The following is a 16,969-nucleotide window of genomic DNA, read 5'->3' on the forward strand; positions in this document are numbered from 1 at the left end:
ACGCGGCCCGGCATGCCCGCGCCCACAGTGACCTCACCGTGCACGGGAGGCAAGGCCATGGGCGACAAGGCAAGCGCACACCCCGGAGCCGCCGGCAGGGCTACAGCGGCCGACCACCCCGCGTCCGTACGGAATGTGGTGCTGGTCGGCCACAGCGGATCGGGCAAGACGACACTGGTGGAAGCTCTCGCACTCACCGCGGGGGCAGTGAACCGGGCGGGCCGTGTGGAGGACGGCGGCACCGTCTCCGACTACGACGAGATCGAGCACCGGCAGCAACGCTCGGTGCAGCTCTCCCTGGTGCCGGTCGAATGGGACGGCATCAAGGTCAATCTTCTCGACACCCCCGGATACGCGGACTTCGTCGGGGAGCTGCGGGCCGGTCTGCGAGCGGCGGACGCGGCCCTTTTCGTCGTCTCGGCCTCCGACGGCGTGGACGGCTCGACCCGCATGGTGTGGGAGGAGTGCGCGGCCGTCGGCATGCCACGGGCGATCGTGATCACCCACCTGGAGTCCGCCCGGGCGGACTTCGAGGAGATGACGCGGACCTGCGCGGAGGCCTTCGGCGGGGACGATCCGGACGCCGTGATCCCGCTCTACCTGCCGCTGCACGGCCCGCAGGGTCCGGACGGGCACGCGCCCGTGACGGGGCTGACCGGACTGCTGTCGCAGAAGCTCTTCGACTACTCGTCCGGCGAGCGCAAGGAGTCGGAGCCGGGCGAGGACCAGCTGCCGGAGATCGAGGACGCCCGTAACCGGCTGATCGAGGGGATCATCTCGGAGAGCGAGGACGAGACCCTCATGGACCGCTATCTGGGCGGCGAGCAGATCGACGTCAAGACACTCGTCGAGGACCTGGAGCGGGCCGTCGCACGCGGGGTCTTCTTCCCCGTCCTGGCAGCCGCCCCCGCGGCCGACGGCGCCCGGCAGGGGCTCGGCACCGTCGAGCTGCTGGAACTGGTCACGGGCGGCTTCCCGACACCGTTCGAGCACCCCACCCCCGGTGTCACCACGATCGACGGCAAGCCGCGCGAGGTGAAGGCCTGCGACACGGACGGCCCGCTGGTCGCCGAGGTCGTGCGGACGGCTTCCGACCCCTACGTCGGCCGGGTCTCCCTGGTCCGCGTCTTCTCCGGCACGATGCGCCCCGACGAGACGGTGCACGTGTCCGGCCACGGGCTCGCGGACCGCGGGCACGAGGACCACGACGTCGACGAGCGCATCGGCGCGCTGTCCACCCCCTTCGGCAAACAGCAGCGCACGGTGACGCACGCCATCGCGGGCGACCTGGTGTGCGTGGCGAAACTGAACCGCGCGGAGACCGGTGACACCCTCTCGGCCAAGGACGATCCGCTGCTCATGGAGCCGTGGCAGATGCCCGACCCGTTGCTGCCGCTCGCCATCGAGGCGCACAGCAAGGCGGACGAGGACAAGCTCTCGCAGGGTCTTTCCCGGCTGGTCGCCGAGGATCCGACCATGCGGCTCGAGCAGAACCAGGACACCCACCAGGTGGTGCTGTGGTGCCTGGGCGAGGCGCACGCGGACGTCGCGCTGGAGCGCCTGCGCAGCCGCTACGGCGTCCAGGTCGACGTGATCCCGCACAGGGTCTCCCTCCGGGAGACGTTCGCGGGCAGGTCGGCGGGGCGTGGCCGGCACGTGAAGCAGTCCGGCGGGCACGGGCAGTTCGCGATCTGCGAGATCGAGGTGGAGCCGCTGCCGGGCGGCTCGGGCATCGAGTTCGTGGACAAGGTCGTCGGCGGCGCGGTGCCGCGGCAGTTCATCCCGTCGGTCGAGAAGGGCATAAGGGCCCAGGCCGCCAGGGGAGTTGCGGCGGGCTATCCGCTCATCGACGTCCGGGTGACACTGCTGGACGGCAAGGCACACTCCGTGGACTCCTCGGACGCGGCCTTCCAGACGGCGGGCGCGCTGGCGCTGCGGGAGGCCGCGGCCGACGTGAAGATCCATCTGCTGGAACCGGTGGCCGAGGTGACCGTCCTGGTCGGCGACGACTACGTGGGCGCCGTGATGAGCGACCTGTCCGGACGGCGCGGTCGGGTGCTGGGCACGGAACAGACCACGGGGAACCGGACGCTCGTACGGGCCGAGGTGCCCGAGATCGAGATCGGGCGGTACGCCATCGACCTGCGGTCCATGTCGCACGGCACCGCGCGCTTCAACCGCTCCTACGCACGGCACGAGCCGATGCCTCCGCAGATCGCAGAGAGGATTCGCGAAGAGGCGCGCGACGCCTCGTAGTTGGCGCCGGGCGCTTCCAAGTCGCTTTTGTGGAACGCTCCCCTCCGTCGGCGGGCGGCTTCGGCCGTCCGCCGACGAATGTCGGAGGCTGCGGATACGCTGATGACCTGATCAAGTTTTCACGCGAACACCGTGACGACCTGATCAACAGGTGTGCGGAGCAAGGAAGTCGGGAAAGCCGCAGAAGCGACGTCGGCGGCGATCGGGGGCGGGAATGACCGTTGAGAGCGGCTACGGGGACATCTTCGGCCCCCAGGTGCCCCGTACGGGCAACGAGGGCCAGACGGCGACGTTCGCGCTGGCCTCCGCGGCCTACCGGGACAACCCGGTCGTGGACATCAAGAAGGCCGACAACGAGTGGCACCAGACCACCGTCAAGCCCGGCCTGAAGTGGGCGCGGATCTTCCGGCCCAACCTGGGTGAGGCCTTCTCGCGCGCGGTCGTGGACCGCATGGTGGGTTCCGGCCGCAAACCGCTCATCCAGTCCTTCGGCGCCGAGCCCCCGGTCGTCGTCGAGCACTGCCTGGCGGCGAACAACATCCGCAAGGACCGCGACAATCTGCTGAGCATCGTCATGGTGCTGTGCGGCCTGCTGTTCCTGCCCGGCCTCCTCGTCTGGCTGCTGGTGTTCTCGATCCGCACCACCATCGCCAAGCGCGACGACAAGCGGGCCGGCGCGCTGGCCACCACCCTGCTGGTGGCGGTGGGCGCCCTCGCCGTGATCTTCCTGATCCGCATGCCGTTCACGGGCTTCTGGGCCTGGTACGCACGGGCTTCGGTGATCATGCCCGTCATCGGCTGGTTCTGGGCCAGGCAGATCTGCGAGCGCACGGCGAAGGACCTGCGCGAGCGCTGGGACAGCCTGCTGGCGGGCAGCAGCATCGGGGCCAAGGTGCCCGAGGCGGTGCCGACCAGCCCGGGCGAGACCAAGGCGGACCAGCTGCGTCAGTCGCTGGCCAAGCTCAGCGCCGAGCAGCAGTCCAACTCCGTGTTCTACGCCGGCCCCAAGGGCATCCTCGGCATGGGCACCCGCTGGGGCAGCTGGCAGCTCGCGGAGGACCTGGTGTCGGCCGACCCGACCCGGGAGATCCACCCCTTCCGGAGCTGGGACGTCATCCGCTCGATCCACGACCGGCTGCGCATGCTGGAGCGGAACACTCTGAACACCGGCGGCTTCCCGACCCCGTCCGTACGGCACTGGATCGTCACGCCGATCGGGGAGGGCGCGAAGGAGGTGGCCCGGCCCGGGGGCACGGACGTGGACGCGTACCAGGTCAAGTCCCACGCGATACAGGACATCTGCAACAAGCAGCAGTTCGGCGCGGGTGACCGGCACTATCTGGGCGTGCAGTGGACCCTGTGGGACGGGCAGCTGGTCATCACCATGATGATCACGGTGACCGTGCTGCACGAGACGCTGCGCATCGAGGTCACCGGGCATGCGCTCGGCCCCGTGAACTCCCTGTTCACCAGCAAGCCCGAGGCGCCGACCAAGGAGGTCCAGAAGTCGTTCAAGCCGTGGGAGACCCGGAAGGTGTCCCTCCCGCTGGTCACCACCGACGAGGTCGTACGGCTGGCCGTCCGCGCCCCGGTCTCCTGGTACCCGCCCCTGCTGAACTGGCTGGGCGGCACCATAGCGCTGCCCGAGCCCTTCGGCCTCCGGCACGCCTGGGCCGACCAGCCCTGGCGCCACCGCTTCATGGCGGACGACGCCCTGCGGGCGGCGACGCCGGTGCTGCGGGTGGTGCATGCCGCGGCCATACGGGTCCTGGAGGAGAACGGCGTGGACACTGAGAAGTTCGGTACGCGCTCGGCGTTCCTCAGCACGGCGGTGCAGGACCCGACACCGAAGAAGGCCGACGTGTACGACGCGTAGCGGTTACGACGGCCAGGCCTCCGCCAGCATCTTCCGGGTGTCCGCCAGCAGCTGCGGCAGCACCCTGGTGTGGCCGACGACCGGCATGAAGTTCGTGTCGCCCCCCCAGCGCGGGACGATGTGCTGGTGGAGGTGGGCCGCGATGCCGGCGCCCGCGACCGTGCCCTGGTTCATGCCGATGTTGAAGCCATGGGCGCCGGAGGCGGTGCGCAGGGCCGTCATGGCCTGCTTGGTGAGCGCGGCGAGCTCGACGGTCTCGGCGTCCGTGAGGTCCGTGTAGTCGGCGACGTGGCGGTAGGGGACGACCATGAGGTGGCCGCCGTTGTACGGGTAGAGGTTGAGCACGGCGTAGACCTGCTCACCGCGCCGGACGATCAGCCCGTCCTCGTCGGACTTGGCCGGGATGGAGCAGAAGGGGCAGCCGTCGCCGGCACCGGGGCCGGTCGGCTTGTTCTCGCCCTGGATGTAGGCCATCCGGTGGGGCGTCCACAGACGCTGGAACGCGTCCTGGACCCCTACTCCCAACTGCTGCTCCGGCTCACTCGTCATGCCATGCAGCATATGGCGTCGCCCGTTCGCGGCGTGTCGGCGGGGTTGTGGGAAAAGGCCGCCGGGCCAAGCTGGGCCGGTGGACGATGACACTCGCGCAGCCCGCTGGGAGCAGCGGACCGAGCTTCCGCTCGCCGTCGCATCGCTGGTCTTCCTCGCCTCGTACGCGATCCGCGTCCTGGCACCCGGTCTGACGGACCCCGTGCAGGAGATGGCCCTCGCGGTGCTGCTGGCCTCCTGGGCATTGTTCGCCGTCAACTACGCGGTGCTCTGGCGACTGAGCGGGCAGGGCCGCAGGTTCGTGCGGAAGCACTTGCTGGACACGGCGGTGCTGATCCTGCCGCTGCTGCGGCCCCTTCGGATCGTCAAGGTCTACGAGGCCATGCAGCGACGGCACGGCAAGCCCCGGCTCGCGCTGCACGCGCGCGTGATCGCGTACTCCGGGCTGGCGACGGTGCTGCTCGGCTTCGCCGGCGCCCTCGCCGTCTACCAGCAGGAACGCGGAGCGAAGGGCGCGTCGATGCGGACGTTCGGGGACGCCCTCTGGTGGACCTGCGCGACCCTCACGACTGTCGGCTACGGCGACATCACCCCGGTGACACCGATGGGCCGGCTGATCGCGGTCGGCATGATGGCCATCGGTCTCGCGCTGCTCGGTGCGGTGACCGGCACCTTCGCCTCCTGGCTGCTGCAGGTCTTCTCCCGGGAGGACGACGAACGGCCCCCGGGGGGCTGAACCTCCCGGGGGCCTTCGGACACCGGCGGATCAGGCCGGCCGATCGGAGTGGACGGTCAGACCTGCTCCCGGTCCTCCACGACCTTCGCGATCTTCGCGATGGCCTCGTCGAACGGGATGCCGTTCTCCTGCGAGCCGTCGCGATAGCGGAAGGAGACGGACCCGGCCGACATGTCCTCGTCGCCCGCGATGACCATGAAGGGCACCTTCTGCTTCTGGGCGTTGCGGATCTTCTTCTGCATACGGTCGGAGGAGGAGTCGACCTCGACCCGCAGGCCCTGCTTCCTCGCGGCCGCGGCGAACTTCTCCAGGTACTCGACGTGCCCGTCGCCGATCGGGATGCCGACCGCCTGGACCGGGGCCAGCCAGGCCGGGAAGGCGCCCGCGTAGTGCTCCAGGAGCACCGCGAAGAATCGCTCGATGGAACCGAACAGCGCGCGGTGGATCATGACCGGGCGCTGCTTGGAGCCGTCCGGCCCCGTGTACTCCAGGTCGAAGCGCTCCGGCAGGTTGAAGTCGAGCTGGATCGTCGACATCTGCCAGGTGCGGCCGATGGCGTCCTTGGTCTGCACGGAGATCTTCGGGCCGTAGAAGGCGGCGCCGCCCGGGTCGGGAACCAGGGGCAGGCCCTGCTTCTCGGCGACCTGGCGAAGGGTCTCGGTCGCCTCCTCCCAGACCTCGTCGGAGCCGACGAACTTCTCCGGGTCCTTGGTGGAGAGCTCCAGGTAGAAGTCGGTCAGGCCGTAGTCGCGCAGCAGGCCGAGGACGAAGGTGAGCGTCTTGTCGAGCTCCTCCGACATCTGCTCACGGGTGCAGTAGATGTGCGCGTCGTCCTGCGTGAATCCGCGGGCACGGGTCAGGCCGTGCACGACGCCCGACTTCTCGTACCGGTACACGGTCCCGAACTCGAAGAGGCGCAGCGGCAGTTCGCGGTAGGAGCGGCCGCGCGCGTCGAAGATCAGGTTGTGCATCGGGCAGTTCATGGGCTTGAGGTAGTAGTCCACGCCCTCGTCGAGCTGCATGGGCGGGTACATGCCGTCGGCGTACCAGTCCAGGTGCCCGGACGTCTCGAAGAGCTTCCCCTTCGTGGCGTGCGGGGTGTAGACGAACTCGTAGCCCTCTTCCTCGTGGCGGCGGCGCGAGTAGTCCTCCATGACCCGGCGGATGATGCCGCCCTTGGGGTGGAAGACGGCGAGGCCGGAGCCGATCTGCTCCGGGATGGAGAACAGGTCGAGCTCGGAGCCCAGCTTGCGGTGGTCGCGCTTCTCGGCCTCGGCGAGGAAGTCGAGGTAGCCCCTGAGCTCGTCCTTGGACGGCCAGGCAGTGCCGTAGATGCGCTGGAGCATCGGGTTCTTCTCGCTGCCACGCCAGTAGGCGGCCGCGTTGCGCATCAGCTTGAACGCCGGGATGTTCCGGGTGGAGGGCAGGTGCGGACCGCGGCACAGGTCCTTCCAGCACAGGTCACCGGTCTTGGCGTCCAGGTTGTCGTAGATCGTCAGCTCGCCGGCACCGACCTCGACGTCCGCGCCGTCGTCGGAGGAGGCCGAGCCCTTGAGGCCGATCAGTTCGAGCTTGTACGGCTCGTTCGCCAGCTCCTCGCGGGCCGCCTCATCGGTCACCACACGACGGGCGAACCTCTGCCCGCGCTTCTGGATCTCCTGCATCTTCTTCTCGATGGCCTTGAGATCCTCGGGAGTGAACGGCTTCTCGACGTCGAAGTCGTAGTAGAAGCCGTCCTTGACCGGCGGACCGATGCCCAGCTTTGCCTCGGGGAACAGCTCCTGCACGGCCTGCGCCATGACGTGCGCGGTGGAGTGGCGCAGGATGCCCAGACCGTCCTCGGAGGTGATCTCCACCGGCTCCACGACCTCGCCCTCGGCCGGCGAGTAGGCGAGGTCCTTGAGTTCGCCTCCCACGCGCGCGGCGACGATCGAGCGCTCGCCGGCGAAGAGCTCGGCGGCCGTGGTGCCCGTCGTCACCACGCGCTCTTCCCGCTCGGAATCGCGTTGGATGACCACACGGACGTCTGACACCGGTCTCTCCTGACTGAAGGTGGGGTGCGGCGCCATACCAGGAGCGCGCGCATTAGGGGATCGTACCGACCCCGACCTTCCAACCGCGAAACGGTCGCACTTTGCGCAGGCGGGCCCGCGCTCAGTCGTCGTCCTCCCCGCTGCACGCCTCCTCGAACCAGTCGAGGTTCTCCTGCAGAGACTTCATGAGCCGGTCCCGCTCCGCCTCCTCCACCTGCACCGGCGCGACCCCGGACGCTCCGGTCAGCCGCCGGAAGCCGCCCTGGCTCTCCAGCCGCCCATGCAGCCGCACGGGCAGCCCCACGAGGTGGGCGTGCCCGGCGATGCGGTAGTCCTCCTCGTCCAGCGTGATCCGGAGGTGCGGCACCTCGGCTCCCGCGATCACACGCAGCCGTACGCTGCCCTCCCCGCGCGGCCCCGACCTGCGCATCCGCACCACCGTGCCGGTGATCCGGACGGGCACGGACGGCTCGGCGCGCAGATAGCGGGCCCCGGCCTCGCGCAGCACGGGCAGGTCTCCCGGTGAGAACTCCACCGGCTCGACCCCCGCCACGCAGTCCTCGGGCACCCCGGCGGCCGGTGCCCACTCGACGGCGATCCGGGCGCCCTCGGTGCCGCGTACGAGGGCGATCAGTGCATCGGTGAGCTCACGGCTCACGCCCGCCTCCACGGCGCCGTCGAAGGCGTCCATACCGCCGGTGGCCCGCTGGTAGTCGATGGCCTCACGGGCGGCGTACAGGGCCTGGTGGAGGCGTACGGCGAGCGTCCGTCCCGTGCCGACGGGCACGAAGGCGGTCAGCCTGCCGCCGCCGGCCGCGGAGCCGACGAGGACGCTCTCCAGCAGCGCGGCGGCGGCACGGCGGTGCCGGGCGCCGTAATAGCCCGCACGCGCGCGCGTGGCGAGCGCTCCGGCGAGCAGCATCCGGCGGGCCGAGGCGCGCAGCTGTTCCTCGACCACCCAGGGCGCGGAGTCGGCGGGACCGCTCGGCGCATCCCGCCACCAGCGGATCTCGTCGCTGGGCACGGCGAGCCCGACCAGTACCTCGCGGGCGGAGGGCGTGCCACTGCGGGTCAGTGCGACGAGCGCCTCTCCGAGCAGGTCGTCGCTGTCGGGGAAGGCGCGGCTCTCGGGCACGAGCAGGCTCGTCCCGCTGCCCCCGGGCCCGGGCGGGGTCCAGCGGCCGTACCGTCCGGCGGCTCCGCCGCGCCGCTCCCAGCCGTGCCGGTGCAGCAGAGCGCTGAGCACGGCGGGGTCGACCTCGTCGGGCTCGGGGGGACGGTGCCAGGAGGCCTCGGCCGGGTGCGGCCTCACGGGCCGCAGCGGCTCCTCCAGCGGGCGGTGCGTCATGGTCTGCCTCCGGCCCCGACCCGCGTCATGATCTCGCACAGCGCCCGGTCGTCGAAGATGCGTGAGGTCGGTATCCGCACGGTGGTCCGGGTCCGCCCGGTGACCGGCTGGCCGGCCAGGTTGACCCAGTAGCAGCAGTGCCGCAGGTCGAGCCGGTCGTGGCTGGCGCGCAGCCAGTCGTCCTGGGATCTCGGGACGAGCATCACGACCAGGATCTTGTGCACCGAGACGGGTGTGCGCGCGAGCTTGCGCAGATGGTCGTTGTCGAGCGTGAAGGAGAAGAAACGGCCCGGTGGGTTCGGCGGGACCTGATACGTGCACTTCAGCTGCACCTTGATGGTCACCTCGTCGTCGACGGTGTGCCCGGGCGAGCCGTGACTGACGTGCCAGTCGATGCCGTTGTCCGGAAACGGCTGCGACAGTGAGCAGCCGGCCGCCGCGGCCACGGCGTGCAGATAACCCACCTGCAGTGTCTCCATGCAGGCGGTGGTGGCGAGTGTGCCGCGAAGGGGGCCCGTACGTTCGGGCAGCAGCCCGCCCCGCTCGGGCTGCGCTATCACCATGACCAACAGCCTTCCACGCCAAGTGATTCCCCGCTGTGTGCCTCTGAACTGCAAAGACCCGTACTCCTGTTGTGTCCTTCCGGCGTACGGCGCAAACAGCCCGGGTATCACCAAACAGGCAGAAGACGGGACGTCAGCTGCCATGGGTGAACGAGGAGTTGTGTGGGCATGACGACCTGGTACGAAGGGCCTCTGGCCGCCTTCGACACGGAGACCACGGGCGTGGACGTAGAGACCGACCGGATCGTGTCGGCCGCCGTCGTCGTCCAGGACGCCCCGGGAAGCCGGCCCCGGATGACCCGTTGGCTGGTCAACCCGGGTGTGTCGGTGCCGGAGGCGGCTACGGCGGTGCACGGGCTGACGGACGAACACCTGCAGCGCAACGGCCGCTGGCCTGCGCCGGTGATGTACGAGATAGCCGAGGTACTGGCGGAGCAGGCGGCGATGGGCCGTCCGCTCGTGGTGATGAACGCGCCGTTCGATCTGACGCTTCTGGACCGCGAGTTGCGCCGCCATCGCGCCTCGTCGCTGGACCGCTGGTTCGAGTCGTCGACGCTGCGGGTGCTCGACCCGCGGGTCCTCGACAAACATCTGGACCGCTACCGCAAGGGCCGCCGCACCCTGACGGACCTGTGCGCTCACTACGGTGTCACGCTGGAGGGCGCGCACGACGCGGCCGCGGACGCACTGGCCGCACTGGACGTCGTACGGGCCCTCGGGCGTCGTTTCGCCGCCCGGCTGGAGCGCCTCTCCCCCGCCGAGCTGCACACCCTGCAGACCACGTGGCACGCGGCCCAGGCACGCGGCCTGCAGGCGTGGTTCGCGAAGAGCGGCACGGAGGAGATCGTGAACCCGGCGTGGCCGCTGCGGCCCGATCTTCCGGCGGCTGCATGAAGCGGCGGCACGAAGAAGGCCGACATGAAGAAGGCGCGACATGAAGAAAGCCGACATGAAGAAAGCCGGTCCGCTGCTGCGGACCGGCCTTTCCCGGTGGGCGATACTGGGTTCGAACCAGTGACCTCTTCGGTGTGAACGAAGCGCTCTCCCACTGAGCTAATCGCCCGGGAACGCACTGAACCATACAGGTCTCCGCGGGTTTCCTTCAAACCGCTTCCAGGTACGCGATCAGCCCCCGCCGCCCCGCCCGCATCATCAGCCGGTGGTTGGCGCGGAACAGCGGCCGCCCCGGTACGGCGAACCGCCGCAGCAGCGGCTTGTGCACCTCGACGGCCTGCTCGAAGCGGGCGAGGGTGCCTGCGCCCCCCGCGGTGATCGTCCAGCGCGCCCAGCCCTCGAGGTCCCCGGACATGGCGATCTCCAGGACGCCTGCGACAGGGTCGCTGCGGGTCTCGCGGGCGGTGAAGTGCAGGTCGTACGGAAGGGCCGACCGGATCCGGACGACACCGGTGGTGTCGTCGAGCCGGGTGACCTCCCGCACCTGGGGCCACCAGCGGGGGTACTCCTCGGCCCGCTCCAGCGCCTCGTGCACGGCGGCGGGCGAGGCGGGCAGGCCCCAGAGGCTGCGGAAGCGGTAGTGCGTCCAGTCCATGGGGCGAGTCTGCCCCTGACCCAGGGCGTTCGCCCCGCATCCGAGCAACGTGGTGGCGGGATCTGAGTACCTGGCTGAGTACCTGCACTCATGCCGCGCCACGTGACGCGGACCACACTCCGAGATATGACGCATGTTCCGCCCCCGGCCGAGGAGTTGCGGCTTCTCGACGCCGAACTCCGGCAACTGGACGCCCGCCGGGCCCAGTTGCTCCATCGCCGTGCCTGGCTGGTCGCCGCGCTCCAGACGGCGCGCCCGCTGAACCCGGCACAGCAAGCGCCGCGGGCGCCCGTCGAGGCGTCTCGCCGGGAGGCCACCGCGCCCGGCGTGCAGAACGTTCTGCTGCTGCTCGGCGGGGTGCTGCTCACCGTCGCCGCGATGGTGTTCACGCTGGTCAGCTGGGGGCATCTGGGGATCGCGGGGCGGGCCCTCGTGCTCGGCACGGTCACGGTGGCCGCGCTGGGTGCGCCGTTCCTGCTGCTCAAGCGCGGGCTGCGTTCGACGGCCGAGTCGGTGGCCGGCCTGGGGCTGGCGCTGACGGTGCTGGACGCGTACGCGTTGCGGCAGGTCGCCTTCATGGGGACGGACGGCGCGGGGTACACGGCCCTCGCTTCGGCGGTGCTGGCGGGAGTCTGGGCGGTGTACGGCCTGTTGCCGCGTGCGGCCGGGCTGCGGCTGCCGCTGCCCGCCGCGCTGGCCGCGGCCCAACTCCCGCTCTTCTTCTGGGCGGTCTCGGTCACGGCGGGACCGTTCGGCGTCGCGGCCGCGCTGCTGGTGACGGCCGGGTTCGACACAGGTGTGGCGCTCCGGGTGACCGCCAGGTCCGTGCGCGTCCTCGCCGCCGTCGGCGCGTACGGTACGGGCGCCCTGGGTGCACTGACGGCCGGCCGGCTCTCCTGGGATGCCGCCGGTCCGGGCGCCGCCGCCCGTGCGGCGGCGCTCCTCACCCTTGCGGCGGCGATCGCACTGGGCGCCGCCTGGCGGCTGCCGAAGCCGGCGGTGTCGACGGGCAACGCCGTGCCGGGCGGCCTGCTCCTGGTCGCGGCGGGCGGTGGCGTGCTGCGGGCGGCGCTGCCCGGCGGGTGGGCGGTACCGGGGTACGTGGCCTGCGGCGTCGCGCTGTTGGCGGCGATGCGGGTGCCGCTGCCCGAGCCGGTGCGGCGGGGCGTGGTCCAGGCCTCGGCCGCCGTGCAGGCGGTCGCCGTCGTCTGTGCGCTGCCGCTGCTCGTGGTCGCGCTGCTGGGCCCGCTGGGCTGGATGGAGCGCTGGTGGACCGGTGCACCGTCGGACGCGCGTGCCGCGGTGGCCGTCCACATGCCGTGGCCGCCGTATCCCGGTCAACTGCTGCTCGGCCCGGTGGTCGTCGCGGCCGTGCTGGCCCTGCTGGTCCGCGGCGAGGCCCGACGGCCACAGGCGCTGACGGGCGCGGCACTGCTCGCCTGGGCCACCGTCATGACGCTGCCTGCGGTTTTCCAACTCCCCTACGCCGTTGCCCTGTTGCTCCAGGGCACGGTGACCGGAGCCGCCCTCGCGGCGGCGGCCTTCCGGCTCCTGCCCGTGACCGCCGGCATGCTCGCCCTCGGTGGCTCGGTCTCCCTCGCCTTCCTCTCGCTGGCCTCCCAGACGGCAACCCTCACCGTGCTGTCCGTCCTGACGGCACTGTTCGCTGCTGCCTCGCTGCTCCCGCACCTCGCGCCCCTCACCGCTCCGGCCGCGCTCGTGTACGCCACCGCGCTGGCGTGCGCGACAGGTCTGGCGGCGGGCCGGCAGCCGCAGCACACGGCGCTGCTGGTCCTGGTGGTCCCGGCGGTCGCGACTCTTTTCGCCGCGCGCCTGGGTGAGAGCCACGCGCGCGTGCCGGTCGAAGTGACCGGAGCCGCCGCCGGGCTCCTGGCCGTCGGCCTCGCGATCACCGCCCCGCCGATGCTCGCCCTGGTGCTGGCCCTGTGCGGAGTGATCGCCGCGGGCGCGGCCGTACGCTCCGACCGCCGTCCCGTCGGGTATGCGGCCGCCGTCCTGTTCCTGCTGGCCAGCTGGGTCCGGCTGGCCGCCTGGGACGTCGGCACGGTCGAGGCGTACACGCTCCCGGTCACCGTCCCTGCGCTGTGTGTCGGCGTCTGGCGCACGTCCCGCGATCCGCAGACGTCGTCGTGGACGGCGTACGGCGCCGGGCTCACCGCCACCCTGCTGCCGAGCCTCGCCGCGGCCTGGGACGACCCGCACTGGACGCGCCCGCTGCTGCTCGGCACGGCGGCCCTGCTGACCACCCTCCTGGGTGCCCGCCACCGCCTCCAGGCACCCCTCGTCCTGGGCGGCTCGGTGCTGGTCCTGGTCGCCCTGCACGAACTCGCCCCGTACCTGGTCCAGATGACCGGCGCACTCCCCCGCTGGGTACCCTTCGCACTCGCCGGCCTGTTCCTCCTGGCACTCGGGGCAACATACGAACGCCGCCTCAGGGACGTCCGCCGAGTCCGGGACGTCTTGACCGCCATGCACTGAACCGCCCCAAAGGGGCGCGGGGCTCTGCCGATTTGCGGCTCCGCCGCGTGGCGCGACCAGCCACAACGGACCCGCAGACAGGACGAGCGCAGTTCCCCGGCCTCCCTGGCGGAGCGCTACGGCATCTTGTCGCCGAGCAGCGCCAGATCCTCAATGGCCGCAAGCCCATACAGCGCCGTGTCATTGGACGAGACCCAAGCCGCTTCACTCCCCGCGACCAGAGTCACGGGCCCGCTCAATGCCTCCGTCTTCCAGGGCGAAGCCTCCGTGTACCCGTCGGAGCTGTAGAACTTCGTCCACGCCCGCTTGGCCAACGCAGCGTCTCCCGTCTGTACGGCGGCGTACGCATCCAGACGCGAGTGCCCCTGGAAGAGCAGCAGGGTGCCGAAGTCGGATCCGTAACGCGCCTTCTGCTCGGCCTTGGTGGCATTGAAGTAACGGCAGTAGTCGAAGTACGCCTGGTTGAACTCGGGCATGTCCACGAGGTCGATGAGCTCGGCGCACAGCTCGTTGAGGCCGAAGACGGCCGAGAGGTGCGAGACGGAGACCACGGGCGTCGAGGCGACGGCGAACCTGCCGGTGTCGAGGTCGTACAGCCCGCTGCCCTGCACGAAGCCGTTGGGCTGGGCGGCGATGCCCTCCATCGTCGACAGCACGCGCGCCTTGGCCTTCTCCCACTTGGGGCCCTTGCGCTCCCACTCGGTCAGCCACGCCGACACGAGGCCGCTCCAGTCGGTGCCGAAGCCGATCGACAGGGCGTGCCGGTCGGGCGTGTACGGGTCGGTGCGGACCTTGCGCTGCGGGTCCAGGACCAGGAAGGTCTCGTCGGAGTCGACGTTGGCGTGCATGAGGTCGCCGACGCGTTCGTCGGCGGTGAGGAAGTAGTAGTAGCGCCGGTAGGTGGTGTTGGCGATGCGCTGCTGCTTGGCGCTGTCGGCGTAGTGCTGGACGCCGTGCCGGGTGCCGAGCCCCGCCCAGTCGCCCAGGTGGTAGACGTCGACCTCGCCGGTGTGCCGGGTCAGGGCTTCGGCGAAGCGGAAGATGTCCGCGCGGCCGGAGCGGATGTAGGCCATCCAGAGCCAGATGTCCGGCGAGAGCTCGGAGTTGTCCCAGGCGTAGCCGCCGACGTCGTAGCGCCACTGGTGGCGGACGGTGTCGTAGGAGTGCATGAAGTCGCCGTAGTCCCAGAAGCCGTACCAGCGGCGTTGCTCCACCTGGTCCTTGTAGTAGGTGAAGAGGAAGTCGAGGTGGTCCTCGATCTTCGCCTTGGCCGGTGTGGAGCGGTCGGGCTCGGAGTACAGGCCGGGGCCGAAGACCTTGGCCTTGATGAGCTGCCTGGGCGGGGCGGTGAGCTGCGGCAGCACCCGTACGGCCTCGACCTGCGCCGCCAGGGCGTCCGGCGAGGGTGTCGACTCGTTGGCCCAGAAGAGGAGTTCGGAGGTGCGGGCGATGCCGTAGGGGGTGCCGAACTTCGGTTCGTAGTCCTCGTAGGTGATGTTGAGGCCTTCGAGCTGCTTCGCGTACGTGTCCTGGCCCATGCCGTCGTGGTAGAAGCGCAGGTCCATGGGCTGGGCCTCGGGCGACCAGAGCCAGAGGGTGACCTCGGCCTCGTCGGTGTGGGCGTCGCGGATGTCGAGCTGGGCGGGGTGCTTCTCCCAGAAGTCCCGCAGCCCGAAGGAGAATCCGCCGCTCACGCCGCCGACATAGCCGAAGCCGGAGGCCCGCTTGCCGCCGCCGGCGCCGATCCAGCCGTAGCCCTTCTTGGTGCGCTTGCGGAGCGTGAAGCCGTCGGCGGAGAGCTGGGAGAGGGTGTAGTCGCCCCACTGAGGGATGTACTGCAGCCGGGTCGTCACCCGCTGGTCCCAGGTGGACGGGTCGGGCAGTTTCCGGCCCGCGTACTGGGCCGCCTGCACGGCCGCGCCCGGGTCGCGGCGCAGACCGGTGATGCCCTTGACCGCCTCCCGCAGCAGACCGGTGCCCTCGCCGCCGATGCGGATGTGCCGGTCGTACGACTCGTCCCGCATCGGGACGCTGAAGCGCACCCCGAGCCCGCGGATGAAGTCGCCGCTCGCCTTGCCGGGCTCCTGGGTGCCGTCATAGGTGATGGTGTGCACCATGCGGAAGGAGTCGGCGCCGGCGTAGAAGTACAGCCGGATGGAGAACGGCAGCCAGCTCCGGTCGCCCTTGCGGTGCTTGCCGTCGATGCGGACCACGGCTCGGACCGGGCCGTCCTGCTCGACCGTCACCTCGCCGATCGCGCCGTCGAAGCGCTCGGTCCTGACCGTGCCCTGGTCCTCGTCCTCGATCTCCGGCTGACGGATGAGGACGAGCCGGCCGTTCCTGGCGATCTCCGTCGATCCGCGGGTGACCGACTTGATGAGGGTGGAGCCGTTCTTGCCGATCTTGGCGGTGATGACGCCGGTCGAGACGTCGATGGTGCCGCCGCTCCTGTCGACGGTGACCTTCTTGTCGGGTGCGGCCGCGTCACCGGCGGCGAGGGTGAGCTTGCCGGATCCCGAACTCACCGCGTGGGCCGACCACTTGAGCGATCCGTCCGGCCAGTACGCGATCGGCCAGGACTGCACGGGCACGGTCTTGCCGTCCGCGTCCGTGAGCGCGAAGGTCTGGTCGGGCTGGTAAGCGCCCTTCGGCCACGGGACGCCGACGGTGGAGCCGGGCGCGGCGCCCAGACCGCCGTCCTCCAGCCAGTCCAGGGTCACGGGATCGGCAGCCGCGGCCTCGGCTCTGGGCGCGGCCTGCGCGTCCTTGGCTCCTAGGGCCCAGCTGAACTGCGCGGCGGCTCCGGCGACGGCGGCCGCCTTGAGGAGGGACCTGCGGGGGATGGGAGACATGAGAGTTCAGCGTTTCCTTTCCGTGCGGGACGTTTCTTTCCTTGCAGCTGGTCAGGGGCATGACAGAGAGAGGTGCGGCGCCGGGGCGTCGGCCTGGTACGAGGGCGCCGCCCGTCAGCGGCGCCGGTACCGCTCCTCCACGGCGACGGCCGCGGCGGCGACGGCCCCCAGGACGGGAATCGCCAGCGGCGCGATCAACAGGGCGGAACAGACCACGAGCACCACTCCTCCGACGAGGAGAAAGGATCCGGCGGGGTCGAGGACGGTGCGGCGGCCGGCCTCGGCGAGCAGCGCCCGCCAGGCCGCCCCGGGCTGCCAGACCGCCGCAGCACGCAGCCCGGCAACGACGGCGCCGATGAGCGCGAACAGGCCGACCGCCCCGACGAGCGGCCCCCCGGGCAGCCCGGCACGCACGGCCTGGAGGTCCACCCAGACCAGGCCCGCCGCGACCCACCCGGCGAGCCCGGCGACCCACCCGCCCCGCACGGCCGTACGGAAGTCGCGGGCGAACTCCCGCCAGCCGCCGCCCTCATGGCTGGTACGACGGCGCAGATGCCGCGCCCCGGCGGCGAAGGCGGCCGGAAAGGTCACCACGCCCAGCGAGGCCACCGCGATCCACACCCCGGTGAGCAGGCACTCGGCGAAGACCGCGAACCGCTCCGCGAACACCGGCTCCTTGCGTGCCTTCACCCGCACTTCGGCCATGGT

The 16,969-nt window shown here is 70.9% G+C and carries 12 protein-coding genes and 1 tRNA gene; 5 read left to right on the forward strand and 8 right to left on the reverse strand.

All coding sequences use genetic code 11. The features are described from left to right. Positions 1–57 precede the first annotated feature (57 nt). Together LJ657_RS28005 and LJ657_RS28010 are read left to right on the forward strand one after the other, a co-directional pair. Complete coding sequence (locus LJ657_RS28005; protein ID WP_232651544.1) at positions 58–2,256, forward strand: elongation factor G-like protein EF-G2; 2,199 nt, start codon at positions 58–60, stop codon at positions 2,254–2,256. A gap of 214 nt (positions 2,257–2,470) precedes the next feature. Then, positions 2,471–4,132, forward strand: coding sequence for an AbeC-like domain-containing protein (locus LJ657_RS28010; RefSeq protein ID WP_232651546.1), 1,662 nt, complete (start codon positions 2,471–2,473; stop codon positions 4,130–4,132). A 3-nt stretch (positions 4,133–4,135) separates the two neighbouring features. On the opposite strand, the gene LJ657_RS28015 is transcribed toward LJ657_RS28010, so the two are convergent. After that, on the reverse strand, positions 4,136–4,693 hold the full coding sequence (locus tag LJ657_RS28015) for an HIT family protein (RefSeq protein ID WP_232651548.1): 558 nt from the start codon (positions 4,691–4,693) through the stop codon (positions 4,136–4,138). Between the two features lie 67 nt (positions 4,694–4,760). On the opposite strand from LJ657_RS28015, the gene LJ657_RS28020 reads away from it, so the two are divergent. Further along, entirely contained in the window at positions 4,761–5,417 is a 657-nt protein-coding gene (locus LJ657_RS28020; RefSeq protein ID WP_232651550.1) for a potassium channel family protein, read from the forward strand. 56 nt (positions 5,418–5,473) lie between these two features. Here the strand turns inward: LJ657_RS28020 and thrS are convergent, their stop codons facing one another. The 3 genes from thrS to LJ657_RS28035 form a co-directional block, all read right to left on the reverse strand. Then, positions 5,474–7,450: a threonine--tRNA ligase gene (gene thrS, locus LJ657_RS28025; protein WP_232651554.1), complete on the reverse strand. Its 1,977-nt coding sequence runs from the start codon at positions 7,448–7,450 to the stop codon at positions 5,474–5,476. Positions 7,451–7,571: 121 nt separating this feature from the next. Next, positions 7,572–8,798: a hypothetical protein gene (locus LJ657_RS28030; protein WP_232651557.1), complete on the reverse strand. Its 1,227-nt coding sequence runs from the start codon at positions 8,796–8,798 to the stop codon at positions 7,572–7,574. Beyond that, entirely contained in the window at positions 8,795–9,361 is a 567-nt protein-coding gene (locus tag LJ657_RS28035) for a DUF4365 domain-containing protein (RefSeq protein WP_232651559.1), read from the reverse strand. Before LJ657_RS28035 ends, LJ657_RS28030 begins: the two co-directional genes overlap by 4 nt. A 168-nt stretch (positions 9,362–9,529) precedes the next feature. Between LJ657_RS28035 and LJ657_RS28040 the strand changes: the two genes are divergently transcribed. Continuing rightward, positions 9,530–10,255, forward strand: coding sequence for a 3'-5' exonuclease (locus tag LJ657_RS28040; protein WP_232651560.1), 726 nt, complete (start codon positions 9,530–9,532; stop codon positions 10,253–10,255). 97 nt (positions 10,256–10,352) lie between these two features. On the opposite strand, the gene LJ657_RS28045 is transcribed toward LJ657_RS28040, so the two are convergent. Both LJ657_RS28045 and LJ657_RS28050 read right to left on the reverse strand, forming a co-directional pair. Next, positions 10,353–10,424, reverse strand: a tRNA-Val gene (locus LJ657_RS28045). Between the two features lie 39 nt (positions 10,425–10,463). Then, positions 10,464–10,910: an SRPBCC family protein gene (locus LJ657_RS28050; RefSeq protein WP_232651562.1), complete on the reverse strand. Its 447-nt coding sequence runs from the start codon at positions 10,908–10,910 to the stop codon at positions 10,464–10,466. Positions 10,911–11,036: 126 nt separating this feature from the next. On the opposite strand from LJ657_RS28050, the gene LJ657_RS28055 reads away from it, so the two are divergent. Then, positions 11,037–13,409: an SCO7613 C-terminal domain-containing membrane protein gene (locus LJ657_RS28055; protein ID WP_372487979.1), complete on the forward strand. Its 2,373-nt coding sequence runs from the start codon at positions 11,037–11,039 to the stop codon at positions 13,407–13,409. A gap of 116 nt (positions 13,410–13,525) precedes the next feature. Here LJ657_RS28055 and LJ657_RS28060 read toward each other — a convergent pair whose 3' ends face one another. Continuing rightward, a complete protein-coding gene (locus tag LJ657_RS28060; protein WP_232651566.1) occupies positions 13,526–16,261 on the reverse strand; it encodes an exo-rhamnogalacturonan lyase family protein in 2,736 nt (911 codons plus the stop codon). 114 nt (positions 16,262–16,375) lie between these two features. After that, positions 16,376–16,966 (reverse strand): hypothetical protein, encoded by a 591-nt coding sequence (locus LJ657_RS28065; protein ID WP_232651568.1) that lies wholly within the window; start codon positions 16,964–16,966, stop codon positions 16,376–16,378. Positions 16,967–16,969: the final 3 nt, after the last annotated feature.

The organism is Streptomyces guryensis (genome assembly GCF_021261325.1).
Classification (GTDB): domain Bacteria; phylum Actinomycetota; class Actinomycetes; order Streptomycetales; family Streptomycetaceae; genus Streptomyces; species Streptomyces guryensis.